At 40.8% G+C, this 25,841-nt stretch carries 21 protein-coding genes, 1 pseudogene and 1 CRISPR repeat array (1 of these 23 only partly in view); of the genes and pseudogenes, 4 read left to right on the top strand and 18 right to left on the bottom strand.

The features are described 5' to 3' along the window. Positions 1 to 2: 2 nt before the first annotated feature. From yihA to ACVRZ8_RS06230, 6 genes are all read right to left on the bottom strand, one after another. Positions 3 to 602, bottom strand: coding sequence for a ribosome biogenesis GTP-binding protein YihA/YsxC (yihA, locus tag ACVRZ8_RS06255; RefSeq protein WP_447448456.1), 600 nt, complete (start codon positions 600 to 602; stop codon positions 3 to 5). Between the two features lie 8 nt (positions 603 to 610). Further along, complete coding sequence (gene clpX, locus ACVRZ8_RS06250) at positions 611 to 1,840, bottom strand: ATP-dependent Clp protease ATP-binding subunit ClpX (RefSeq protein WP_447448455.1); 1,230 nt, start codon at positions 1,838 to 1,840, stop codon at positions 611 to 613. Positions 1,841 to 1,858: 18 nt separating this feature from the next. Further along, positions 1,859 to 2,029, bottom strand: a complete 171-nt coding sequence (locus tag ACVRZ8_RS06245) for a hypothetical protein (protein ID WP_447448454.1) — start codon at positions 2,027 to 2,029, stop codon at positions 1,859 to 1,861. Between the two features lie 3 nt (positions 2,030 to 2,032). Further along, the gene (locus ACVRZ8_RS06240; protein ID WP_447448453.1) at positions 2,033 to 2,536 is read right to left on the bottom strand and encodes a dihydrofolate reductase; all 504 of its coding nucleotides are present in this window, start codon (positions 2,534 to 2,536) and stop codon (positions 2,033 to 2,035) included. Between the two features lie 105 nt (positions 2,537 to 2,641). Then, complete coding sequence (locus ACVRZ8_RS06235) at positions 2,642 to 3,481, bottom strand: thymidylate synthase (protein ID WP_447448452.1); 840 nt, start codon at positions 3,479 to 3,481, stop codon at positions 2,642 to 2,644. A gap of 15 nt (positions 3,482 to 3,496) precedes the next feature. After that, complete coding sequence (locus tag ACVRZ8_RS06230) at positions 3,497 to 3,916, bottom strand: hypothetical protein (RefSeq protein ID WP_447448451.1); 420 nt, start codon at positions 3,914 to 3,916, stop codon at positions 3,497 to 3,499. A gap of 175 nt (positions 3,917 to 4,091) precedes the next feature. On the opposite strand from ACVRZ8_RS06230, the gene ACVRZ8_RS06225 reads away from it, so the two are divergent. The 4 genes from ACVRZ8_RS06225 (at position 4,092) to trhA (ending at position 7,787) form a co-directional block, all read left to right on the top strand. Next, positions 4,092 to 5,267, top strand: coding sequence for a hydroxymethylglutaryl-CoA synthase (locus ACVRZ8_RS06225; protein ID WP_447448450.1), 1,176 nt, complete (start codon positions 4,092 to 4,094; stop codon positions 5,265 to 5,267). Next, complete coding sequence (locus ACVRZ8_RS06220; protein ID WP_447448449.1) at positions 5,260 to 6,531, top strand: hydroxymethylglutaryl-CoA reductase, degradative; 1,272 nt, start codon at positions 5,260 to 5,262, stop codon at positions 6,529 to 6,531. Before ACVRZ8_RS06225 ends, ACVRZ8_RS06220 begins: the two co-directional genes overlap by 8 nt. A 136-nt stretch (positions 6,532 to 6,667) precedes the next feature. Continuing rightward, complete coding sequence (locus tag ACVRZ8_RS06215; RefSeq protein WP_447448448.1) at positions 6,668 to 7,120, top strand: DUF1836 domain-containing protein; 453 nt, start codon at positions 6,668 to 6,670, stop codon at positions 7,118 to 7,120. After that, entirely contained in the window at positions 7,110 to 7,787 is a 678-nt protein-coding gene (gene trhA, locus ACVRZ8_RS06210; RefSeq protein ID WP_447448447.1) for a PAQR family membrane homeostasis protein TrhA, read from the top strand. Before ACVRZ8_RS06215 ends, trhA begins: the two co-directional genes overlap by 11 nt. A 60-nt stretch (positions 7,788 to 7,847) precedes the next feature. Here trhA and malQ read toward each other — a convergent pair whose 3' ends face one another. The 12 genes and pseudogenes from malQ to ACVRZ8_RS06150 all read right to left on the bottom strand — a co-directional run bounded on the left by malQ (position 7,848) and on the right by ACVRZ8_RS06150 (position 23,784). Beyond that, on the bottom strand, positions 7,848 to 9,341 hold the full coding sequence (gene malQ / locus ACVRZ8_RS06205; RefSeq protein ID WP_447448446.1) for a 4-alpha-glucanotransferase: 1,494 nt from the start codon (positions 9,339 to 9,341) through the stop codon (positions 7,848 to 7,850). An 83-nt stretch (positions 9,342 to 9,424) separates the two neighbouring features. Then, positions 9,425 to 11,830: a glycogen/starch/alpha-glucan phosphorylase gene (locus ACVRZ8_RS06200; RefSeq protein ID WP_447448445.1), complete on the bottom strand. Its 2,406-nt coding sequence runs from the start codon at positions 11,828 to 11,830 to the stop codon at positions 9,425 to 9,427. A gap of 112 nt (positions 11,831 to 11,942) precedes the next feature. Then, positions 11,943 to 13,373 (bottom strand): glycogen synthase GlgA, encoded by a 1,431-nt coding sequence (gene glgA, locus ACVRZ8_RS06195; RefSeq protein ID WP_447448444.1) that lies wholly within the window; start codon positions 13,371 to 13,373, stop codon positions 11,943 to 11,945. Further along, positions 13,370 to 14,503 (bottom strand): glucose-1-phosphate adenylyltransferase subunit GlgD, encoded by a 1,134-nt coding sequence (gene glgD, locus ACVRZ8_RS06190; protein WP_447448443.1) that lies wholly within the window; start codon positions 14,501 to 14,503, stop codon positions 13,370 to 13,372. The genes glgA and glgD overlap by 4 nt, the downstream gene beginning before the upstream one ends. Beyond that, entirely contained in the window at positions 14,493 to 15,632 is a 1,140-nt protein-coding gene (locus ACVRZ8_RS06185) for a glucose-1-phosphate adenylyltransferase (protein ID WP_447448442.1), read from the bottom strand. Before ACVRZ8_RS06185 ends, glgD begins: the two co-directional genes overlap by 11 nt. A gap of 95 nt (positions 15,633 to 15,727) precedes the next feature. Beyond that, the gene (glgB, locus tag ACVRZ8_RS06180) at positions 15,728 to 17,611 is read right to left on the bottom strand and encodes a 1,4-alpha-glucan branching protein GlgB (RefSeq protein WP_447448441.1); all 1,884 of its coding nucleotides are present in this window, start codon (positions 17,609 to 17,611) and stop codon (positions 15,728 to 15,730) included. A gap of 79 nt (positions 17,612 to 17,690) precedes the next feature. Then, on the bottom strand, positions 17,691 to 20,018 hold the full coding sequence (pulA, locus tag ACVRZ8_RS06175; protein WP_447448440.1) for a type I pullulanase: 2,328 nt from the start codon (positions 20,016 to 20,018) through the stop codon (positions 17,691 to 17,693). A gap of 285 nt (positions 20,019 to 20,303) precedes the next feature. Beyond that, positions 20,304 to 20,975 carry a hypothetical protein gene (locus tag ACVRZ8_RS06170; protein WP_447448472.1) on the bottom strand — a complete coding sequence of 224 codons (672 nt, stop codon included), beginning with the start codon at positions 20,973 to 20,975 and terminating at the stop codon, positions 20,304 to 20,306. Positions 20,976 to 21,313: 338 nt separating this feature from the next. Beyond that, positions 21,314 to 21,463 (bottom strand): annotated as a pseudogene (locus tag ACVRZ8_RS06165) (cell filamentation protein Fic); the annotation flags it as partial. A gap of 34 nt (positions 21,464 to 21,497) precedes the next feature. Further along, on the bottom strand, positions 21,498 to 22,061 hold the full coding sequence (locus ACVRZ8_RS06160; RefSeq protein ID WP_447448439.1) for a hypothetical protein: 564 nt from the start codon (positions 22,059 to 22,061) through the stop codon (positions 21,498 to 21,500). Then, on the bottom strand, positions 22,058 to 23,104 hold the full coding sequence (locus ACVRZ8_RS06155) for a hypothetical protein (protein ID WP_447448438.1): 1,047 nt from the start codon (positions 23,102 to 23,104) through the stop codon (positions 22,058 to 22,060). The genes ACVRZ8_RS06160 and ACVRZ8_RS06155 overlap by 4 nt, the downstream gene beginning before the upstream one ends. A gap of 164 nt (positions 23,105 to 23,268) precedes the next feature. After that, positions 23,269 to 23,784 (bottom strand): hypothetical protein, encoded by a 516-nt coding sequence (locus tag ACVRZ8_RS06150; RefSeq protein ID WP_447448437.1) that lies wholly within the window; start codon positions 23,782 to 23,784, stop codon positions 23,269 to 23,271. A gap of 312 nt (positions 23,785 to 24,096) precedes the next feature. Then, positions 24,097 to 25,841: direct repeats of the CRISPR family, unit length 32 nt; unit sequence ATTTCAATCCACGCACCCGTGTAGGGTGCGAC; it runs 1,789 nt beyond the window's last position.

Below are 25,841 nucleotides of genomic sequence, written 5' to 3'. Positions count from 1 at the left end.
TTTTAAAGTTCTGCTAAAATCGTATCCCAAGCTTCGTCATAGCCTTCTCGTGTAACCGCTGAAAAGATGATGAAACGATCCTTCTTATCAAAATTGAGTTTTGTCTTGATAGCTGACGCGTGTTTGTTCCATTTTCCACGCGGAATTTTATCTGCCTTAGTCGCCACAATAATGACAGGAATTTCATAATACTTAAGAAATTCATACATCTGAACATCATCTTGTGTGGGATCATGACGAAGGTCAACCAGACTGACCACTGCGCGCAAGTTGTCGCGAGTCACCAAGTATTCTTCAATCATCTTTCCCCACTTCGCACGTTCTTTTTTAGACACACGGGCATATCCATAACCTGGTACATCCACAAAGCGCAACTTATTATCAATATTATAAAAATTAAGCAGCTGAGTCTTTCCAGGCTTACCAGACGTCCTCGCCAAATTTTTACGGCCTAGCAGAGTATTTATAAAACTTGACTTTCCAACATTAGAACGACCTGCTAAGGCAACCTCAGGCAGATCATCTTGCGGGTAATGAGACTTATTAGCTGCGCTGAGCAAAATATCGGCATTATGCGTATTCAGGACTTGTTCTTCTGCCATAATGCCTCCTAAGCGGTTTCTAGAACGGGTTCGTCCGTCCCAGCAACTGCTTCTTTTGTAATACGCACTTTAGTCACATCTTCCTGACTTGGAATTTCAAACATGATGTCCATCATGATTTCTTCGATAATTGAACGAAGACCCCGTGCTCCTGTTTTACGTTTAATCGCTTTATCAGCAATGGCTTCCAGCGCTTCTTGATCAAATTCCAATTCAACACCATCATAAGAAAGAAGTGTCTGATATTGTTTAACTAAGGCATTTTTAGGTTCTGTTAGGATTTTCACCAAATCATCTACCGTCAATTGTTCAAGGGCAGCAAGAACAGGCAGCCGTCCAATAAATTCAGGAATCAGACCAAACTTTTGGATATCCTCGGAAACAATTTCCTGCATGTAAGAAGAATCATCAGCAATCGCCTTGTTATTCTGTCCAAAACCAATAATTTTTTCGCCCAGACGCTGCTTAACAATATCTTCAATACCATCAAAAGCACCGCCGACGATAAAGAGAATATTCTTGGTATCAATCTGAATCATCTCTTGGTTTGGGTGTTTACGGCCGCCTTGAGGCGGTACGCTGGCAACAGTTCCTTCAATAATTTTCAGCAGGGCCTGCTGAACACCTTCTCCGGAAACATCACGGGTAATGGAAACATTTTCACCTTTTTTGGCAATTTTATCAATTTCATCCACGTAAATGATACCGCGTTCAGCACGTTCGATATTAAAATCTGCTGCCTGAATTAGCTTGAGCAGAATGTTTTCTACATCTTCTCCCACATAGCCAGCTTCTGTTAGAGAGGTTGCATCAGCAATAGCAAAAGGGACATTAAGGCTGCGAGCTAAGGTCTGCGCCAAGAATGTCTTCCCTGAACCTGTCGGTCCAATCATGAGAATATTAGATTTTTGCAGATCAACATCATTATCTTCACGGCTTTCTGCAAAGCTGATACGTTTATAGTGATTGTAGACAGCTACTGCCAAAGCGCGTTTGGCACGGTCTTGTCCCACCACATAATTATTCAGAATCGTCAGTAATTCTTTGGGTTTTGGTGTTTCCGCTAAATCCGCAAGGACTTCTTCTGCCATCTCTTCACGAATAATTTCCTGAGAAAGGGCAACACATTCGTTACAGATAAAAACACCATTTCCAGCAATAATTTTACGAACTTCTTCTTGGTTCTTGCCACAAAATGAGCAATAAACCATTTCATCATTATTTCGGTTTCCAGCCATTTATTTCTTCACTCTTTTCTAAAATAGGGTGCCGTAAAAGGCGTGAATAGTATTTACCAGATTGGTAAAAGCATTAAGTAGGAAAAAGACTGCCAAGCCATGACGACGCTTACGTAAAGCGGGGATAGCTGACAAAACACAAAGAACAGCCAGTAAGGCCGTAAATAATCCAAATACACTACGCTGCATGCGTTAGTCTCCTTTTTTATCTAATGTGATAACTGTAAAATCATAAGCATTCTTATCGTCTTTTTGAACCGTTTTTCTAGAGACCTCTTCAAAGCCTGTGAAATCAAGCTGCGGGAAATAAGTATCTCCAGCTAAATCCGCCTCAATAGTGGTTTTAATCATACGATTATAATAGCCGTCAAAAGCCTTATAAACTCCTGCACCACCAGCAATATATAAATCTTTATCTTGCCTGCTGAACCAGTCTAGGGCTTCTTCAACGCTTGAAACCACAGTCACTTCCGGACAGTCAAAATTTTTATCACGAGTCAGAATCAAAGTTTCACGTCCAGGCAAAAGACGGCGTTTCATCCCATCAAAAGTTACACGTCCCATAAGAATGGCAGATCCTATTGTGGTAGCCTTAAAATGAGCCAGTTCAGCTGGCAGATGCCAAGGCATCGTCTGATTTTTTCCAATGACATGATTATGAGCTTCTGCCCAAATAGCAATAAGTTTTTTAGACACAAATTCTTTTTCCTTTTTTTCGCTACATGTTATTCTATCAAAAAATAATAAAAAGAGCTTAGAAAAAAGTTTTCTAATCCCTTTTGAACGGAATTTCTCTCTAAATTATATAGCTAAATCAAATTTTAGTTGAGGCTTGACAGGGTCATAATCTACCAATTCAAAATCTTCTGGCTTAATGTCAAAGAAATCAGTTCCATCTGGCACATTCAATACAAGACGCGGGTGACAATCTGATGGTTCTCTGCTCAGCAATTCCTCTGCATTATCAAATTGATTGTCATAGATATGAAGATTATTGATAAAGTAGAAAAATTTCCCAATCTTCCAGCCAAAATGCTTGGCAATCATCATCTGCAAAGCCACATACTGCATGGCATTGATGTGATGTGCCACCAGCATATCGTTTGAACGTTGTGTCAGCGTGGCGTCAAGGTAAATTTCTCCCTCCACGCGCCGCACATCAAACATGGTTTGAAATGCACATGGCAGAAGCCCTGCTGTTTCTTCAAAAGCCTCATAATCCCAGAGAGAAATCACATTGCGGCGGTTCCAAGGATTATCCGCCAGCTGCTTGAGAATTTTAGCGATAATATCATGCTTTTTAACGACTGCACCATAACGCTGGCCGATGGTGCGTGTGCCATCCACTTCCCAGTAATTCCAGTAGTGAACATTGTACTTATCTTCCAGCACATCAAGGCTGTTGGACTGGTCTTGGTAAATCCAGAGTACTTCCTTGATGGCCGACTTAATGGCAATCGGACGCAAGGTGGTGATGGGAAACTCTCCCTTACTCAAATCATACTCAGCAAAGGCGCCTGTGATGTACTTAGAATTGGCTGTTCTGCCATCCTTGTACTTAGGACGTGCCTGTTCTGACCAGACGCCTTCGTTTAAAATCTTGCGAATATTGTCTTTAAAAATCATATCTGCTTTTGTCATGTGATATTCTCCTTGTTACAACTCGTATTGAGAATAAGCACCAAATGTATGGCCTGTCAAATGTTCAATTAACTTATGAACAGACTTAACCATTTCTATCTTATCATCTGCTTTTGTTGTAAATTCATTGTCTTCGTCCCAGTCAAATGAATAAAGGATAGGAGCCGAATAATCCTGCTGAGGCAACTCGCTGGTAATTTCCCAAGCCAAAAGGCCAAGCTCCTCCAATTCTTTCTTAAAGCCTGCTAAACGAGATCTGCGCAGACGGCCTGTAACCGTATCTGAAATAACTCGGCCCAGAGCATCTACATTTTGGATTGTATATGTTCTGTCACGAAAATCAATGGCTATTTCAAAAAAGTCTTCGTCAGCTCCCTTCGCTTTGAAGGCTAAAAAATCAAGATGAAGATAATTCATCTGTCTATTATCTGCCATAAGACACCTCTTTTTTTGTTTTTATGCTCTGCTATTTTACAAAAAAATAAGAAAAAAAGCTATTGAAAGTTTTTTTGCGGTCAAAAGCCACTTTGTGTGGTAAAATCACTAGTGACTTAATATATTTTAAAGGGACTTTAAAGTCCAAAAATGAATAATAAGAGGAAAGAGATTTATGTCCATTGGAATTGATAAAATTGGTTTTGCAACTAGCCAATACATCCTGAAAATGGCAGACTTAGCCAAAGCGCGTGGGGCAGAGCCTGAAAAGTTCAGTCAAGGATTGATGCTTGATGCTATTAGTATTGCTCCTATTACAGATGACATCATCAGTCTTGCAGCATCAGCTGCTGCGGATATTCTGACAGAGCAGGACAAGATGGAGATTGATATGGTTATTGTAGCGACTGAATCTTCTGTTGATCAGTCTAAAGCTGCCGCTATTTATATCCATAGCCTTTTGGGAATTCAGCCCTTTGCCCGTTCTCTGGAAATGAAAGAGGCCTGCTATGCAGCCACTGCTGGACTCAATTATGCCAAACTGTACGTTGAAAAACATCCTAATAGTAAAGTCCTTGTTATTGCCAGTGATATTGCCAAATATGGTATCGGTGCATCTGGCGAATCAACACAAGGAGCAGGCGCTGTAGCCATGCTGGTGACACAGCAGCCTCGAATTTTGGAACTCCAAGATGACAACCTTGCTCAGACCCGTGATGTTATGGATTTTTGGCGGCCGAATTATTCAACGACACCATTTGTTCAGGGGATCTATTCAACCAAACAGTATTTAGATAGCTTAGTTACCACCTGGAAAGAATATCAGAAGCGTCAGCCAACTGATCTGGCAGACTTTGCAGCTTTTTGTTTCCATCTGCCTTATCCCAAATTAGCTCTTAAAGGCCTTAATAAAATAATTCCAAAGGACTCTGCTGCGAAAGTCAAAGAACTGTTAAGAGCAAATTTTGAAGCTTCTATCACTTACAGCCGCCAAGTAGGAAATATCTATACAGGCTCTCTCTACCTTGGACTGCTTTCTCTACTTGAAAACAGCAAAACACTTAAAGCTGGTGATAAGATTGGATTTTTCTCGTATGGCTCTGGAGCTGTTTCTGAAATTTTCTCTGGTGTTTTAGTTGATGGTTATGAAAAAATGCTGCGCACTGACCGTTTAAGCGATTTGAACAAACGCACAGCTATTACTGTTAAAGATTACGAAAAGCTCTTTTACGAAGAAGCTAAGCTTGATCAATCGGGTTCTGCTAGTTTTGAAACCTACAAAACAGGAGCTTTCTATCTAAGTGAAATCAAAGAACATCAGCGTATCTATAAAGGACCTCATCATGACTAAACTTTCTTGGACTGGATTTTCCAAAAAGACACCCCTGAAACGAAGAGAGCATTTGAAAGATAATGCTCTTTTGTCTCAGGAAAATCAAGTGCTTCTAGATAATGACATTCAACTGTCTCTTGAGACAGCTAATCAAATGGCGGAAAATGTTCTGGGACGATTTTCTTTGCCATTTGCCATTTGCCCTGATGTCATGGTAAATGGTGATACTTATCATATCCCTATGGTAACAGAAGAGCCTTCTGTAGTTGCCGCAGCTAGTTATGCCAGCAAACTGATTAAGCGTTCCGGCGGTTTTTCAGCAGAAGTTCACAATCGTCAGGTGATTGGCGAGGTAGCTCTTTTTGATGTAGCTGATAAAGAAGCCGCACAACTAAAAATCAAAGAGGCCAGCAATCATTTAATAGCCCTTGCTAAGGCTTCTTATCCTTCAATTGTAAAACGTGGCGGCGGCCCGCACCGTCTTTGGACTGAGATAAAAGATGATTTTCTTATCGTTTACTTAGCTGTTGATACTCAAGAAGCCATGGGGGCCAATATGGTCAACACCATGATGGAGGCTTTAGTTCCAGACTTAGAAGAATTAAGTGCCGGCAAAAGTCTCATGGCTATTTTATCGAATCTAGCAGCCGAAAGTCTAGTCACAGCTACCTGCCGCCTCAGCATACGCTGCCTCAGCCGTGATAAAAATGAAGCAGAATATTTAGCTAACAAAATGGCTTTGGCCAGTCAGCTGGCCCAAATTGATCCTTACCGCGCCGCTACTCATAACAAAGGAATTTTCAACGGCATTGATGCAGCTGTGCTGGCAACGGGTAATGACTGGCGTGCCATTGAAGCCGGAGGACATGCTTATGCCAGCCATGATGGTCACTATCGAGGCCTCTCCACTTGGATTTATGATCAAACTGCAAAAGAACTGGTCGGTCAGCTGACCCTGCCTATGCCTGTTGCTTCTTGCGGAGGTTCTATCGGTCTAAATCCCAGTGTTGCAGTGGCTCGTGATTTCCTGAATAATCCAGACGCCAAAACATTAGCTACTATTATTGTGTCACTTGGCTTGGCGCAAAATTTTGCCGCGCTCAAAGCCCTGACATCAACAGGCATACAAGCCGGACACATGAAACTTCAAGCCAAATCGCTGGCGCTTCTAGCTGGTGCAACCCCAGAAGAAACCAAGCAAGTCGTCAAAGAATTAATAACATCTAAGCACATGAATCAAGAAACTGCACAGGCCATTTTAAAACAGATCAGAAAAAATTAAAAATTCGGCAACAGTCGGATTTTTTACTTTTGACTAATAGGCAATCTTCAAATATATTTTTTAACTTTTTTCTTGCATTTATTTTTGATAATGTTATAATCTAGTTATCAAGACTAGATGAAAGAGTGTTTATATTTTGGAATCCAATCATTACCCGACTTGGGAAGAATTGCCCGAGATTGATCTTTATTTGGATCAGGTTTTGCTCTATGTTAATCAGGTTACTAGCTCTGCTATTGTCCCAAAAGATAAGGGACTAACAGCTTCTATGATTAATAACTACGTCAAACACGGACATGTGGCTAAGCCTGTCAAAAAGAAATACCAAAGAACTCAGATAGCACGTCTCATTGTTATCACCAGCCTTAAAAATGTATTTGAAATTTCAGAAATTGCCAAGACCTTGGAAATTCTAACGACTAATGAAGCGAACCAGCAAAAATATTACAATGATTTTGTAGCTTGTATGAATGGCCAAGATCCCAAGGAAGCACCTGAAGTCATTATTGCCGCCTGTCATACCTTGCAGCTTTATCAAAAAACTCACGGGCTGGCAGCAGCCTTAGAAGGAGTATCTCATGACAACTAATACAGCAACATTTCAAAGAAGACCAAGCATGAAACTTAGTAAAAAACTTAGTTTTGGCGAAGAAGTAGCTAATAGTGTAACACACGCTGTCGGCGCTGTTGCCATGCTGATTCTTCTTCCTATAACAGCTATTTACGCTTATGAAAATTATGGACTTGAAGCAGCAGTCGGCATGTCTATTTTTGTCATCAGCCTCTTTCTTATGTTTTTAAGTTCCACTATTTATCACGCTATGGCATACGATTCACCTCATAAATACGTACTGCGTATCATTGACCACAGTATGATTTACATTGCGATTGCGGGTTCCTACACACCAGTTGCCCTCTCTCTTGTTGGCGGATGGCTAGGTTACAGTATTATTGTCCTTCAATGGGGAAGTACGCTTTTTGGCATTCTTTATAAAATATTTGCCAAGAGAATCAATGAAAAATTCTCTCTCTTTCTTTACTTACTTATGGGATGGCTGATTATCTTTGTGATTCCAAGTATTATCAGTCAGACTGGTCCCGCCTTTTGGTTGCTTATGGTAGCTGGCGGTCTGTCCTACACCGTTGGAGCTGCTTTTTATGCTAAAAAGAAACCTTATTTCCATATGATTTGGCATCTTTTTATCATGCTGGCTTCTGCTTTGCAATATATAGGAATTGTTTATTATATGCTATGAAAATAAGCTTGAGATTTTCTTCTCAAGCTTATTTTTTGATGCCTTAAACATGATAATTGCCTATAAAGCTCTCTGATAGAGTTCTGTCAAGTCTGCCAGAAATGCTGTCAAATCTGGAGTGAGGCTAGCCGCAGACAGGCGCCACTTCCAGTTATTGCCAATGGTGGATGGAGTATTCATACGGGTATTGGCCGGCAATTCCAAGATATCCTGCATGGTAATGATAGCAACATCAGAAGTCATGGCAAAAAGAGTACGAATCAAGGCATCCTGAATAGACTCGCCTTCTCTGCGGTTGATATAACGATCAATGAAGTTGCGCTGCTCATTAGTTTTGCTAGCATACCACTCAGATACAACTTGATTATCATGAGTCCCAATGTAAGCAACGCTGTTTTGAATAGCATTATGAGGCAGGTAAGGACTTGGATAGCGCGGATTATCAAAAGCAAACTCCAAGACTTTCATACCAGGATAGCCTGTATCTGCTAAAAGCTGCCTTGCCTTATCATCAATATCACCCAAATCTTCCGCAATAATTGGAAGGGCACCTAGTTTTTCTTTAATAACTTTAAAGATTTCTATACCAGGACCTGGCTGCCAAGACCCTTCAACTGCTGTTTTGGCTCCGCTATTGATCTGCCAAAAATCTGCAAAACCTTTAAAATGGTCTATACGCAGCATGTCGTAAAGTTCTAGGCTTGCCTGAATACGCTGAATCCACCAAGCGTAGCCAGTTCTTTTATGATAATCCCAATTATAAATAGGATTGCCCCAAAGCTGCCCATCTGCTGAAAAATCGTCTGCTGGAACACCAGCCACATAAGCGACTTGACCATCTTTATCTAATTTGAAGAGCTGGGGCTGAGTCCACAGTTCAACACTGTCAGCTGACACATAAATAGGCATATCTCCAATGATAGCAAGGCCCTTCCCATTGGCATAGGTTTTTAGCGCCTGCCATTGTTTGAAAAAGAAATACTGCGTTACTTTATGATAGTTGAGTGTTGCTTCCTTTTGAGAAATCGCTTGCGCTACACTGTCAGCATGATGTCGACGCAGTTTTTCATCTGGCCAGTCTGACAGTCCCTTATTGTCAAAGCCCTCCTTGATTGTCATAAAGTCCGCAAAATCTTCCAGCCAATAGCTTTGTTTATGCTTAAAGGCTGAGAAAGCTTCTGCTTCACGATTCTGATTAAGAAAATTAGCAACCGCCTTTTCTAAAATAGGCCGTCTTCCGTAAAAAATTTTTTCATAATCCACCCAATCAGAATTTGTCATCAACTGACTGTCATCAATATCGCTGCTTTCCAAATAACCATCTGCTACCAGAAAATCCAAATCAATCAGGTGTGTATTGCCTGCAAAAGCTGAAAAAGACTGATAAGGTGAATCACCGTAGCTAGTTGTCGTCAAAGGTAAAATCTGCCAATAGCTTTGCTTGCTGGCTACCAAAAAATCAACAAAATCATAAGCAGCTTGTCCAAAAGAGCCAATGCCATGCTGACTTGGCAAGGAAGTCACGTGGAGAAGAATTCCGCTGCTGCGTTTCATGTAATTGTAAGCTCCTTTCACTTAAAAAGCGGTCGGGCTGTCCCAACCACTCTAAACTGTTTTATTTTAATAAAGAATAGCTATTATTTGTTCAATTCCCAAATCTCTTCGGCATACTCTGTGATGGTGTCGTCTGAAGTAAATTTATGAGATTGGGCAATATTACGCAGGCTAATACGCGACCAAGTCTCTTTATCGCGATATAGAGCCTCAATACGCTCTTGGGCTTCCACATAAGAAGCGAAATCCTCTAACAAGAAATATTCATCGTTGTGAGTGACCAAAGCGTCGTAAATTTCTGTTCCTTCATTTTGACTGTCTGGAATTGTTCCATCAATAAAGGTATCCACAACACGTTTAACGATAGGATTACTATCATAAACATTACGTGAGAAGTAATCATGATTGTCATAATGGCGATAGACATCATCTTTATCCATACCAAAGATAACAATATTATCATCACCGACTTCATCTTTGATTTCAATGTTAGCGCCATCTAAGGTTGCTAGAGTCACTGCACCCGTCATCATGAATTTCATGTTTGAAGTCCCAGAAGCTTCTTTTGAAGCCAAAGAAATCTGCTCTGATACATTTGCCGCTGGAATAATAATTTCAGCTAGGCTGACATTGTAGTTTTCAAGGAAGATAACTTTGAGTTTGCCTTGGAGAGTTTCATCATTATTAATGAGATTGCCAACTTCATTAATCAGCTTAATAACTGATTTAGCAAAGTGGTAACCTGGCGCAGCCTTTGCTCCAAAAATAAAGACACGCGGTACCATATCTTTTTCAGGATTGTCTTTCAAATCCCAATAAAGTTTAATAATATGGAGCAAGTTAAGCAACTGACGTTTGTAAGCATGAAGACGTTTAACCTGAACATCAAAGATAGCATCCGTTGAAACTTCCACCCCTGTCGTCTTTTTAATATACTCAGCCAAACGCACTTTGGCCTCTTTTTTAACCTGATAGAAAGTATCTAAAACCTGCTTATCGTCCAGATAATCATTCAATTTGCTTAGCTGATGGATATCTTTACGCCATTCTTTACCGATAGTATCGTCAATAGCTGCCGACAGTTCTGGTGCAGCAATTTGCGTCCAGCGACGTTGAACAATCCCATTAGTCTTATTATTGAATTTTTCTGGGAAAAGCTGATAAAAATCATTGAGAGTGTCTTCTTTAAGCAACTCCGTGTGGAGCTTAGCCACCCCATTGACCGAATGACCGCCAATGATTGCCAAGTTAGCCATGTGAACCTGACCATTTGTAACGATACGCGTTCTTTCCAGCAACTCTAGATTATAACCCTTTTGAGATAATTCCTGAAGGTAACGGTTGTCGATTTCAAGGATAATCTGATGCACGCGCGGTAAAACCTTACTAAAGAGCTCAGCATCCCATTTTTCTAACGCTTCAGATAAAATGGTGTGGTTAGTGTAGCTCATCGTTTTATAAGTTGCTTTCCATGCCAAATCCCATTCCAAACCGTAATCATCAACCAGCAGACGCATAAATTCGGCAGGTGCTACGGCAGGGTGTGTATCATTGATATGAACAGATACTTTTTCATGAATTTTCTCTAAAGGAAGACCCAGCTTCAGATAATTTTTAATGATGGTTTGCAAACCAGCTGAAGTCATGAAATATTCTTGAATAAGGCGGAGCTGCTTACCTTCGTAGCTGCTGTCATCAGGATAGAGGATAGCTGTAATATCTTGGATGCGGCGGCGATCTTTGAGTGTAGGGTAATTGAGTTCTTCTTCCTCAGGAATTTCGACATCCCAAAGACGAAGATTATTAATCACACCATTTTCAAAACCAATTTGCGGCACATCATAAGGGACAGCACGAAGAACCTGTGCACCTTCATAAACAGGGACAGCACGCCCTTCTTCGTTAACTGTTAAATAAACATTACCAAAGAGCTTAACATCAACAACATCGTGATCCTTGCGGACTTCCCAAACATTGCCAGTTGAACCAAACCAAGAATCAGGCAGTTCAACTTGATAGCCATCAACAATACGCTGTTTAAAAAGACCGTATTTGTAACGAAGACCATTACCAAAACCAGGATAACCGGTTGTCGCCAAAGAATCCATGAAAGCAGCGGCTAAACGGCCTAGTCCGCCATTTCCCAAAGCCATATCATGTTCGGCTTCTACTACTTCTTTAAAGTCTACACCAAGTTCGTCAAAACTTTCTTTGACCACATCTAGGATTCCAAGATTGAGAAGATTGGTCTCAAGCATACGTCCTGGCAAAAACTCAATAGAGAAATAATAAGCAATCTTTTCTTGTTTTTCTGAGAGTTCACGATTGCGAGCCAACCATGTATTAGTATAGTATTTGCGTACTAACATAGCAAGCGTTGTGAAAATTTCAGTAGGAGTCGCACGAGGTACCTTAATTAATTGTTCCTCATGAAGAGTATCCTTGAAATCACGAATAAACTGTTCTTTTGTTAGGGTTCTAAATGGCATGGTGTTCAAGATTCCTTTCTAAACTGATAAAACACCAAGAAAGCAAGGACAAAGAATTGCCCTTGTTTTCTGACAACTAAACGATTAAAAATTAACAAAGCTACTAATGTGACTAAAGTAAGGACTTGTATAAATCAACATAAGCATCACTGGCCGTATCCCAAGAAAAATCTTGAGTCATTGCAGTCTTTTGAAGAACTTTCCAATCCTCTGCTTTATTATAATAAACATCCAAAGCTTTTTCCAGTGTTTTAACTAGCCAATAACCCGAAAAATCATTGAAGGTAAAACCGGTTCCTGACTGGTCAAATTTATTGTAAGGCTGAACGGTGTCTTTAAGACCGCCAACTTCGCTGACAATTGGCAAAGTACCATAACGCATAGCCATCATTTGTGATAAGCCGCAAGGCTCAAAAGCCGATGGCATGAGGAAAAGATCACTTGCTGCATAAATTTGCTGCGCCAGCTCTAAATCGAAAGTGATATTGGCCGATAATTTGTCTGGGTATTGATTGGCAAACCATGAAAAAGCATTTTCATAACCTGCATAACCTGTTCCCAATAGAACAATTTGCAAATCATGCTGGAGAATATTATGAAGTTCATTAACAACTAAATCAAAACCTTTTTGATCTGTCAAGCGTGACACAACACCAATCAAAGGTAAATCATCTCTTACTGGCAAACCGACACGTTCTTGCAATTCAGCCTTATCTAAAGCCTTACCAGACAAATCTTTCACAGAAAAATGATGCGCGATATAAGAATCTGTTTCAGGATTAAGCAAATCAGTATCAATACCATTAACAATTCCTGAAAGTTTACCTGATTCCATCCGCATAATTTGATCCAATCCCTTACCAAATTCCGGTGTTTGAATCTCGCCAGCATAAGTAGGAGATACCGTCGTTACACGATCAGCATAAAGAACAGCAGCTTTCATCCAATTGAGGCAATCATTCCAACGCAGAGTACCATCAGCATAACGTTCAAAACCTACTCCAAAGAGGTCTCCCAGCATAGCTGGATCAAACTGACCCTGAAACTCAATATTGTGAATCGTAAAGACGGTTTTAATATGACGATAAGCTTCAATCCAATGATATTTTTCCTTAAGCAAATAAGGAATCATAGCAGTGTGATAATCGTGAACATGAAGCAAATCTGGGATGAAATCTACTCTTTCCATAAGCTCCAGCGCAGCTAATTGGAAAAATGCAAAGCGTTCGCCATCATCCCACTCACCATAAATTTTACCACGGTGGAAATATTGCTGATTGTCAAGGAAATAGAAGGTCACACCATCACGAACGATACGTTTGACCCCAACATATTGATGACGCCAACCTACATTGGTGAAGTAATAAAGCAAATCTTCAGCTTGATCGCCAAACTTAGCAGCAACTACATCATAGTAAGGTAAAACAACCGCTACTTCGTGACCTTTTTTTACTAAGGATTTAGGCAGAGCACCAATAACATCCCCCAAACCGCCTGTCTTGGCAAATGGGGCACCTTCTGCAGCTACAAACATGACTTTCATTGGATAATATCTCCTGTAATTGTTTGACCTTTACCAATAACCAAAGGCTTATCGGGACTTCCTTGTAAAGTTACACCATCAGGAATGACAATATTTTTGTCAACAATCGCATAAGCAACTTTTGCTCCTTCGCCTACAGTGACTTTTGGGAAGATAATAGCATTTTCCACAACAGCCCCTGAAGCCACATTACAATTTCTGGAAACAATCGAATGTTCTACATGACCTTTGATAACCGATCCAGAAGCAAATTGTGAATTATTAACAACAGATTGAGCATCAAAGTAGGTAGCTTCTTCATTCTTCACCTTAGTATACACTCTTTGGTTAGAATACAAAAGGGAATAAAATTTTTGAGGATCCAACATGTCCATATTGGCATCATAATAGCTCTTAACTGAGCAGATATTTGACAGATAACCTGTATACTCAAAGGCCAGCGCATTTTCTGATACAATCAGTTCGCGAAGAAGATAACGGATTTTACGCGGATTTTCTTTTCGTGATTCTTCTTCCAACTTTTCAATTAACCATGGCGTATTGATAACATAAATGTCAGCAGACATTGGCACTGTTCCTGTAACAGAATCAATATCTCCCTTGCCAACAACCTTATCAGTTTCATCAATTTCCAAAACTTCATTGGCTGGTGAAAAATTAGACTTAGTCATTTTTTTGTAAACGACTGTGATATTTTGATTGTTAGCATTGTGCAGGTGAATAACCTGACGTAAATTAATATTGCAAAGAATATCACAAGACATGTAAATGGTTTGATCTGAACCTGAACGTTTCAGATAGGTCAGCACTTGATCATAATAATCCGCATCAGCTTCTGTTGAACCGTCTTTCGTATTATAGAAACCTAAGAAATAATGGCTGAGCAGCGTATTTAATCCCCACTCACGTCCTGAACGGATATGGTCGAAAATAGAACGAACGTTTTGTCCGCGGAAAATACCATAAACACTGCGAATACCAGCATTGGCCAAACTAGATAGCTGGAAGTCAATCAGACGGTACTTCCCATCAAAAGGCAAACTAGCCAGCGGACGTTGACTTGTTAGACTTTCCATATCGTGATAACCGATCGAATTGCCCAAAATAGCTGAGTATTTATCAATCTTCATTTTTTACCCCCACTCTTTCACCGTATCCGATGACTTGTACTTCTTCTGTTCCATCAATTTCAACATTATCACCAATCACGGCACCTTCGCCAATAATGGCACGCGTAATTTTAACATTTTCACCAATCTTAGCGCCGCTCATGATGAAACTGTCTTTGATTTTAGCACCTTCTTTGACTTGAACATTGGTTGACAAAATGGAATGCTCTACCGTTCCCGATACAAAACAACCATCTACAACCAGAGAATCTTTGACATCAGCAGTCTCGGTAATAAAGTTTGGTGGTGCTATCATGTTCCTAGAATAAATCTTCCACGAACGATCGCGGCTGTCCAACTCATTATCCACCGCAATATATTCCATATTAGCTTCCCAGAGAGATTCAATCGTTCCTACATCTTTCCAGTAACCTGAGAAGTTATAGGTATAAACAGGTTCGCCTTGTTCCAAATAAGCGGGAATAACATGCTGACCGAAGTCTGTCATGTCAATGTTGTTCTTTTCAGCCTCTACCAGCATATTGCGGAGCTTTTGCCAATTAAAAATGTAAATTCCCATAGAAGCCTTGGTAGACTTAGGATGTTCTGGTTTTTCTTCGAACTCCACAATACGGTCGCTGCTGTCTGTATTCATAATACCAAAACGGCTAGCCTCTTTAAGTGGAACATCAATAACTGCAACAGTCAGGCTGGCTTGATTATCCTTGTGAGTTTGCAGCATGTCATCATAATCCATCTTGTAAATGTGGTCTCCCGACAAAATCAAGACATATTCAGGATTGATACTGTCAATGTAGTCGATATTTTGATAAATAGCGTGGCTGGTTCCCATGAACCACTTGTTGCCTTCAGTTGCAGAATAAGGCTGCAGGATAGTTGCTCCGCTATTAATACCATCAAGACCCCAAGATGAACCATTTCCGATATGGCTGTTAAGAGCCAGCGGTTGGTATTGCGTAATAACTCCGACCGAATTAACACCAGAATTAGCACAGTTTGAGAGGGCAAAATCAATGATACGGTAGCGACCTCCAAATTGAACGGCTGGTTTGGCAATGCTTTGTGTCAGCTTGCCCAAACGTGTACCTTGCCCCCCAGCAAGAATGAGGGCCAACATTTCATTACTCATAAAGATATATTCCTTCCTAATCTATATCTATTTAGCTAACTGAATATAATACTCATAAAAACAGTTAGTCGTGGACTACTCATCAGAGCACATTTTCACTTAGAACGGCTGCGGCGCTTAAGTTTCCAAATAGAAGCACCCATAGCAGGAACCGTAAAAGTCAAGGTGTTTTGATAATCTTTCCAAAGCCCGTCTTGGGTCTTGGTTTGAGGATTGCTTTTCTTCCAAACACCTCCCCATTCTTCCAGCTCAGTGTTGAGAACTTCTTCATAAAGACCTGCTAGCGGAACACCGATGGTAAATTCGCGGCGTTCAAGCGGTGTCATATTGAAGACACAAATCAAGAAATTACCTTTGTCATCCTTACGAATGAAGGATAGGATACTTTCGTTTCGATTATCCGCATCAATAATTTCCAATCCCTCATAGGACTCATCAATCTGCCAGAGGCATTTATGTTCCTTGTAAAAAGCATTGAGATTGCTGGTAAAGGTTTGCATTTGCTGATTGAGAGGATCTTCAAGATTACCCCATTCTAACTCATGGTCATATTTCCATTCCAAAAATTGACCAAATTCAGAACCCATAAAGAGCAGCTTTTTACCGGGATGACACATTTGATAAGTGTACAGACAACGAAGCCCTGCAAATTGATTATAACGGTCGCCCCACATTTTATGCATCAGGCTTTTCTTGCCGTGAACAACCTCATCATGGCTAAATGGCAAGATAAAGGCTTCCTCAAAACAATACATAAAACTGAAAGTCACCAGATTAAAGTCGTACTGCCGATAAATAGGATCCTCTTCGTAAAACTTGAGAATATCATTCATCCAGCCCATATTCCATTTATAATCAAAATTCAGACCATCTTCTTCAAAAGGCTTGGTAATTGGTGTTGCTGCGGTTGATTCTTCAGCAATCATCATGACATCTGGGTGGTGGTACTTGATAACACCGTTGAGCTTTTGCAGAAAATTAAAGCCTTCCAAATTACGATTTCCACCAAAAACATTAGGTGACCAAGGACCATCATCATAGTCCCGATAAAGCATGTTGGATACTGCATCTACTCTGATGCCATCAATATGATAGTGTTCAATCCAAAAGAGCGCTGAAGAAATCAAGAAAGACTGTACTTGATTTTTTCCTAGGTCAAAATTGAGTGCCCCCCAGCGGTAATTATGTGCCCGATCATGTTCTTGATATTCATAAGTCGGTGTTCCATCAAAATAAGCCAGAGCATCATCATTTTGCGTGAAATGGCCTGGAACCCAGTCTACAATCACACCAATATTGTGCTGATGACAGCTGTCCACAAATTCTTGAAAATCCTCTGGTTTGCCATAACTATGTTCAAATGCAAAATAACCCATCAGCTGATAACCCCAGCTCATTCCCAAAGGATGAGCCATAAGTGGCATGAATTCCACATGTGTGTAATTCATCTTAATCAGATAAGGAATCAGCTCTGCGGTTAATTCCTTGAACGTGTAAGGCTTTCCAGTTTCGTCGTTTTTCCAAGAACCAGCATGTACTTCATAAATACTAACCGGACGCTTCTTGAAGCCAAAACGCTTTCGGCGCCCCAGCCAGAGGCTATCCTGCCACTTGTATTGACTCTTAGTTCTGACAATAGCTCCTGTTGATGGCCTTGCTTCCAAATAATAGGCCATGGGATCCATCTTTTCAACCTGCTGACCGCCTTTTCGCGTCACCAAATATTTGTAAATCTGACCTTCTTGGGCAGAATCTGCAGAAACTTCCCAGATTCCAACCTCGTTTTTTTCCATGGCTAGAGGATTGTCAAACCAATTTGTAAAGTCACCGATAACAGAAACTGCTTCTGCATTTGGAGCCCAAACACGAAAAACATAGACTTCTTTACCTTCTACAACTTCCCTTTGAACCCCCAGATAATCCTGCAAATGGAAATTTTCTCCGGTGCCAAAGGTATAGTTTTCTAATTCTCTTGTCATTCCTTCCCCCCTTTTGTGCTTATCAATTCAATATAAAGAATTTTCAAAGCAGTGCCTTAAAACGAAAAAGAGACCAAGCTTAAAACTTGGACTCTTTTTGAATGTCAAAGACCACCGCTGTCAAATCTTCAATAGTTAAAAGATTTTCATGAAAGCGCTTTTTATTTGACACTAGTATATCATATTGTTCATGGTTTGTCATGCTGATTTCTAAATTTTTCCCACTTGCGTTAAAAAGAACCTTAATCTTTTGCTTATTCTTTTCTATTGTGTAGGAAATAAATCCAGATCCTTGAATGGCTGTTTCCACATAAACCTGCTGACGAATCTCCTCATAACTTGAGATAGATAAGAGAGGATGGTAGCGTTTCAAAACAATCAGCTGCTGCACAAAGTGGACTGTTTCTTTGTGGATTGTCACATTGTTCCAGTCTACCTGATTGACTCTGTCTGGTGCATTGTAGGAATTCATAGCCCGCTTTTTATCCGCATCTGTCAGAGTACCATTTTCTCCTGTTGGATAACGTTTCGTCCGAAGGAATTCCTGCCCCAGCTGCATGAAAGCTATCCCCTGCATAAGCAAATTCATAGCTGTGGCCAATTCAACCCGCTTAATGTGTGCTTCAAAATCATCATCAGGATGTAGCTCTAAAAGCAGATCGTTAAGGTTATAATTGTCATGAGCTTCAACATAATTAACGACTTGCGCTGGGCTTAGATACGGAACTAATTCGTCAGAACCCAAGATGGCTTTAGCAACTTTGTCTTCTGTAGAGGCACCAGAGACAAATCCTGCTTCAAAAGAGCCGTAAATTTCCGCGCCCTTAACAGCATTGCGTTGATCGTCATTAAAGAATCCTACCCTTGGCAGCTGCGGTGCATTGTCCTTTTTAGCCTTATCCTCTGCTGGAATGCCCTGCCCCATGTCCCAACCTTCGCCATACATCATAATGCGAGGGTCAATTGTATCTAATGCTTCCCGTATAGCTTTGAGGGTTTCAATGTCATGCAGCCCCATGAGATCAAAGCGAAAACCATCTACACCGTACTCAGTAACCCAGTATAGGACTGAATCAACCATGTACTTACGAAACATCTCTTTTTCACTGGCTGTTTCATTGCCGCAGCCCGAACCGTTTTGGAAAGAGCCGTCTCTATTCATACGGTAATAATAATCAGGAACTGCCAGCTGAAAAGCTGAATTATAAGAGGAATAAGTGTGGTTGTAAACCACATCCATAATAACCCCAATACCTGCTTCATGATAAGCCTTAATCAAATTTTTCAATTCATGAATCCGCGTTGCCGGTTCCGTCGGGTTACTGGAAAAGCTAGCCTCTGGAACATTATAGTTTTCAGGGTCATAGCCCCAATTGTAAGCATAGGAACCATCTGCCTCTATAATCTGATGATGATCAAAAACCGGCTGCAGCTGAATATGGCTGATCCCTAAATTCTTAATATAGTCAAAAGCAGAGCTATCGCCATAAGCATTTTTAGTTCCCTGCTCATAGGCACCCTTGAATTTACCGCGGTTATTGGGATGTACTCCCGAAGTTACCGACTTGGAAAAGTCACGTACATGCATTTCGTAAATAACGGCACTACTAGGATTGTCCAAACGCCAAATAGCTTCTGTCCCTTGCTGAACCTGAAAATCTTGAGGCGTCCTGGCTTCAGGACTCAAAATAACCGAACGCCTCCCATTAGCCGTCGTTGCAATACTATAGGGGTCTCTGGTATCCTTAAAAGCACGCCTTCTGTAGTGAACGCGATAACGGTAAGCGTGATAGTTGAGATCCTCTGCTACCTGCGTCTCCCAGAGGCCATGAGTATTTTCCTTATGGTTTTCTGGAGAATAGCTGTCGCCTCGCTCCATAGGAAGAACCCTAGCAACACTGGCCTTGTCATCCGCAGAAGCATAGAGTATTAATTCAACCCGCTGTGCTGTCGGAGCCCAAAGACGAAAATGCGTTTCTTCAGCCGTATAATGAGCTCCCAGCCAGCCATCAAATCCCCACTTTTGATCAAAAGCTCTGCTATTGACCGCCATATCAAAAGCATGAGGCTGTCTGCGGCTAAAATGGTGGGAGGTTAAGGCAGCCTGTCTGGAATAATAGAGAGTATCATCGCCATCTACAATCCAAACCTCAGTCTTAGGAATACCGACATCACGATTGATGTGAAATTCCTGAGACTTAATTGACCAGTCATGATTTTTAATCATGACATAGACCTTAGATAAGAAAAAATAGGCTGGGTAGTTAAGATGAGCCACTGCCCCAAAACTGTCAAAATGCTGGAAAGCTGTGTCACGTCCCATCTCATGATCGCGCCATTGCCACACACTCAACTCAAAATAATTATGATACTTAGAATGAAAATGCACAATAACCTGATTGTCCATATAAGCCCCCTAACGAGAAATACTGACTCTATTATAACAAAATAAAAAAGCTTGGTCTTCTACAAAAAATAAAACCAAGTCTTTTGAGGAAAAAATTCTGCCTTCGTTGATGGATCAGCTGTGATATGTCATTTCTCAACCAGACTATACTTTTAAGAAAAACATAACATACCAGATATTTAACGCTAACACTTCATCATTTTATTGTGAGAGTTTGTAAGTTATCCACCATCATCCAAGTAGCTAAACTCATTTTCAGATTTGCACGGACTTTAAGGAAAAATCTTATCTGACATTTTCATTGCTTTCTTCATTTTTAAAGATGACTTTATCTTCACTGTATAAGCGCATAATCTTCATAAAGCGCACAGGATTGTTTTGATTATAGAGCAAGAAAGTTACAAACCATATCAGTCCCATAATCCACAAATCATAGCTCAGCTTAATTGGCTGACCAAATTGCTGCGCGTAATGGTAAACCAAATAAAGTGAGTAAAAACAACAGCCAACCATAATTCCTCTGACTATGCGATATAGGGCAGTTGACCCCTTGGCTGGATCAAAATGACTATCTCGACTAACCATCAAATTACCACAAGCTGCCTCCCAAAACACTCTTTTGCTCGTTGGCTGTGCCTGACGGACATTTTTATAAAGTCCAATTTCCAAGATTGCTGTCAGCACAATAAATTCTGCCAGCCAAAGCAGTAAAATATAAGAAAGGCTCTGCCAATTATAAACACCAATACTGGGCAAGCTGAAGAAGGCAAACACCCCAGGACCACCGCCGATAAGCAAAACAACAATGAGAGGAATATAATCGTTAGTCTTTTTAGCCCCTTCTGTATTAAGAAGGGTACTTTTTGGTGCAGATAAAGCTGCTCCCGTTTTCTGGTCATAATAGACCGCTTGACCTCTATACTCTCCGATGAATACACGTCGCCTTAAAAACATTATTTTTATAAAACCTTTCTCCGTAATTACCTCTATTATATCAAAAATACTAGGCGGCTGGGGTTGTTTTTCAGTTCTTCCCCTTAAACTTACAAACATCTGAACGTTTTGCTGCATAAATAGCCATACTGACAAAATTCTCATCATCAACCTGAACAATGATACGGTAAAGTCCTACACGAAAGCGAACATGTGTTAAGATAAGTCAGCCTACTACAGTTGACAAAGAGCCAAAATATTAAAAGCCGCCACAAAGTGACGGCCACATACACTAACAGTCTATTGCAGTCAGAACCCTTTTCTGGCCTTAGGTATTAGCTTGTCCATTATTGATATAGGTACTACTGCTTAGCCCAACCTAGTCTTTCATATAAACCCGCATTAGATAACTCATTCTGACCGCCAAGCAGGAGATGTTCAAAGAATGTTGTTGAAAATTCAGACTGTTTCTGGAAGATTTTGACATTGTCCAAAATCAAAGCATCTCGGAAACTTTAGCATATTTTCTAAATGCTATCTAAAAAATCACCAGCGTTTGTATGCGTAACCATCAATCTTACCATCACGGACAACAGTGAAGCGCGTTAACGTGATTTCATCTCCCACCTGATAGTTCTGATAATCGTCCAAGGTACAGGAAACCCTTTGCTTCTTTCCGTCTACCTTGACCACGAACTCATAAGAAAGATATGGATAGTAATGACTATATTCAGAATAGTCCGTTCTTTTCTTTAACTTTTTGAGGACAATGGCAGAAACTTTCTCATCATCCGCCATCCGATAACTTGCTTTTCTGAAAAATGTGGAACTGTAAAAATGTTTTGATTTCAGATAGCCCGTTAGACACAGATCTGCTATCGCATAGACAATAAGCCCTGGTATACAGATTAAGAACACTATCAGAACAAGTAGAAAACACAGCAAGAATCTGGTGCCCCAATCTGACTGTACCAGTTCATCCAGCCAGAGATGCGCCATCTCACTGATCCCCTTGCGAAAAATAAGGAAGACGATCAAATAGCACAAAACGGTTACAACAGCAGCAAGAAAACTCGCTGTGTGTTTTTCAATAAAAGGTGTCTTTTTCATCTTTCTTCCTCACTCGTTAACACATCAGCACTATTTTCCACACCCAGCAACTTAAAAATGCCTTTTCTAAAGTCAGCTAGCTGCGCATTGGTTTGTGGGATAAAGCGAGTCCCATCATCCAGTTCAAAATACATGTTTGCCTCTACATTCAGCTCCTTAGTAGCATTGTCATAGAGAAAAGAAATACGAGGTAAGAGATGGTCGCCTTCAAGGTTATCATCATCAAAGACAGCTTCTCCCCAGTCAACAGTCAAATTTTTTATCTCACCAGGCACATAATGCTCCATTCTCTGCGTCATCACATCAGCTTCCTCAATCCCATCTGAGGTGATGACGGCATAGACCTCCGTGCGAACACTTTCCCCTTGATGAAACAACTTGGTCACAGAATCTGTCAGTTGCCGGACTAGGCTCTCCTTACTAATTTTCACCTTCAGCTGACTAACCTGAGCCCAGTCAATCGTCGGATAATCAAAGGTCATTCCCATCTTTTCATGAACAAAATCAAGAATCGTTTGAGCCAAAGCGTAGCCTTTAACCTTTTGTCCCTTTTCCTCTGCCCAATAAGACTTCGACCAGTCTAAGGTAGGAAGAGTAAAGGTTTCGGATTTCGTCTGATATTTAAAGCGATAATATCGGTTTGGACCATAATAATCTCCCCCGCTACTAACATTGTAATTAAAATGAAAGCTCTCTAAGTCCGAATAGAAAATCTCTTTTTTGAGTTTCTCCGTCTTCCTTGAATAAACCAACAGGCGATCTGGCAACAGCTCCATTACCACTCTCACTTGCGGCTCAGGATTATCCTTTGTCAAGCGATACTTATACCACACATAAGCGGGAAATACCCAAACGATCACACCAAGGAAGATAAAGAAAAAATAGTCAAATGACGAATGATGTTCTCCACCTAATTTCAAAGTGACATCTAGAACCGTTGCAGTCAATATAAAAAGACAAAGACCCGTCACTATTAAAGCAACACCAACCGCCAATTTCACCAATGATTTATTTGCTCCGTATTCATAGTCATAGACTTTCATGCAAACATCTCCCTTGTGGTTTATCGCTATTATTGTATTCCAAAATCTAAAGAAAGACAACTGGAGAGTTGAAAAGTTTCTGATTAAAGCTTGCTCCTGTATTCAAGGGAAAAGGAATTTTAGTCTTCTAACTGGGGTGTTTCAAAGCTACCCTAAAAGGGAAATCACAGTTTGTACACGTATTGAACAAATTTATCTTGATGATTCACTTGCTGACGAGTAAGGAGGATTTCGTCTCCAATATGGTAATGGCCATAATCCTTAAAAGGACAGAGAAGCTTCTGCTGTTTCCCATCAACCTTAACCACTAACCAATAATCCGTTGTAGAGACAGTGTCTCCATACGTATCCGCCTTCTTTTTAAGCACAGTAGCTGAAACTTTTTTGGTGTCCACAATTTCATAGAATCCATTAGAATACAAATGAGGTTGGACAAAAATAGTGAGGATAAAATAGATAAAACCACCCGGCAAACACAACAGCATAGTCAGCGATACAAAAACTAACAGCAAGCTACTCCATGTGAAATAACCAGGAGTATTTATAGAATCTCTCAAAACAGTCAGAATACCAGCAATCTGATGGCGAAAAATGGCTCCACAGATAAGATAAAGCAAAACTGTCATAATAGCCGAAATGAAGCTAGACAAGTGCTTCTCGACAAATGAAGCTTTTTCCATGTTTTCCTCAACTCCCTGCAAAACTCTTTCTCCCTTAAACTTTTGATTATCTATCTCTGTTCATTATATCAAAAACAAGCCCAACCTTGCCGTTAGACTTGCTTAGAGAAGATTGTTTTTCACCCGTTGCCTTTAAACTTATAAACATCTGAACACGTTGCTACATGAACATTTAGAATCACAAAATTCTCATCAACCTTTGCAATGATATAGTAAGACCCTATACGAAAACGAACATGTGCTAATACTCCTTGAAAATCAAAACTATACGTCGTTGACTTCAGCTTAAAAACGACAGTTAACAACGCTTCAATTTCAATCCACGCACCCGTGTAGGGTGCAACATTTTTTCTCCAGGCAGACTATCTGGACTAATGAATTTCAATCCACGCACCCGTGTAGGGTGCGACATATCTATCCAGAATTTAATAGACAAGGTGGTATTTCAATCCACGCACCCGTGTAGGGTGCGACTCACGATAGCTGTAAGGGAGCTTACGTTTTCCAAATTTCAATCCACGCACCCGTGTAGGGTGCGACATTCAGTGAACGGTAAAGCTGTAAATACTACTGTTATTTCAATCCACGCACCCGTGTAGGGTGCGACAAAATGAGTACTACACTAAACACCACAAAAAAAAATTTCAATCCACGCACCCGTGTAGGGTGCGACAAAGAATTGCACTTCTGCGCGCTCTTCGACCCTGTATTTCAATCCACGCACCCGTGTAGGGTGCGACAGTCGTCTGATTGTACTCAACTTTAGGAAGGTAATTTCAATCCACGCACCCGTGTAGGGTGCGACAGTCTATCCATTCTCGTTTTGATCCATCCCAGCATATTTCAATCCACGCACCCGTGTAGGGTGCGACGCCGTCCCGTCGATGCTGACTACTGTATCGTCTGGATTTCAATCCACGCACCCGTGTAGGGTGCGACAAATCCTTTCAACGCAGGCATTTTTGCTTTAGTATTTCAATCCACGCACCCGTGTAGGGTGCGACCGAAAAAAATGCTATACTAAAGTTATCAAAAAAATTTCAATCCACGCACCCGTGTAGGGTGCGACTGCTTAACTTTAGCCAACGCGCGAATGTAGTCGTATTTCAATCCACGCACCCGTGTAGGGTGCGACCTTTCAACAAAGCACGTCCGCTTGATGTTGACTATTTCAATCCACGCACCCGTGTAGGGTGCGACCCATTCATTAATTGATACTTCATTACCCTTTAAAATTTCAATCCACGCACCCGTGTAGGGTGCGACTATAAGTCTTGGGACAAGTTCAAACTTACACTTATTTCAATCCACGCACCCGTGTAGGGTGCGACAGACGGTATTTTGCGGTTTAACAAATCGGATTATATTTCAATCCACGCACCCGTGTAGGGTGCGACGAATGGCAAAATGTGCAATATCTGAAAACTCAAAATTTCAATCCACGCACCCGTGTAGGGTGCGACGTAAGCATTTGGACCGTGTTTACGCAAGTAATGTTTATTTCAATCCACGCACCCGTGTAGGGTGCGACTTCGCTAGGCTTGTGATAGTAAGGTCTAAATGTTTGATTATTTCAATCCACGCACCCGTGTAGGGTGCGACGGTGGTGAGTCTAGCTGTAATCCATACAGGTATATTTCAATCCACGCACCCGTGTAGGGTGCGACTCTTTTGCAAAGTAGAATTACCTAATGGAAAAAAATTTCAATCCACGCACCCGTGTAGGGTGCGACAACATCTTCCAAAAAATTCGATTCACTATAAATCCATTTCAATCCACGCACCCGTGTAGGGTGCGACCTAGCCGTTCTTCTTTTTTTAATTCATTTAATAATTTCAATCCACGCACCCGTGTAGGGTGCGACGAAAATGGATGGGGCTGGTGGAAATATGAACTAATTTCAATCCACGCACCCGTGTAGGGTGCGACCTATGGGTGGAACGCCTAACAAACGTCAAGATGATTTCAATCCACGCACCCGTGTAGGGTGCGACACTTGCCAAGTAAGACATCTACAGACCAGTGCAATATTTCAATCCACGCACCCGTGTAGGGT

This window comes from Streptococcus dentiloxodontae (assembly GCF_053206925.1).
This window is presented reverse-complemented; position numbering and strand designations above follow the sequence as displayed.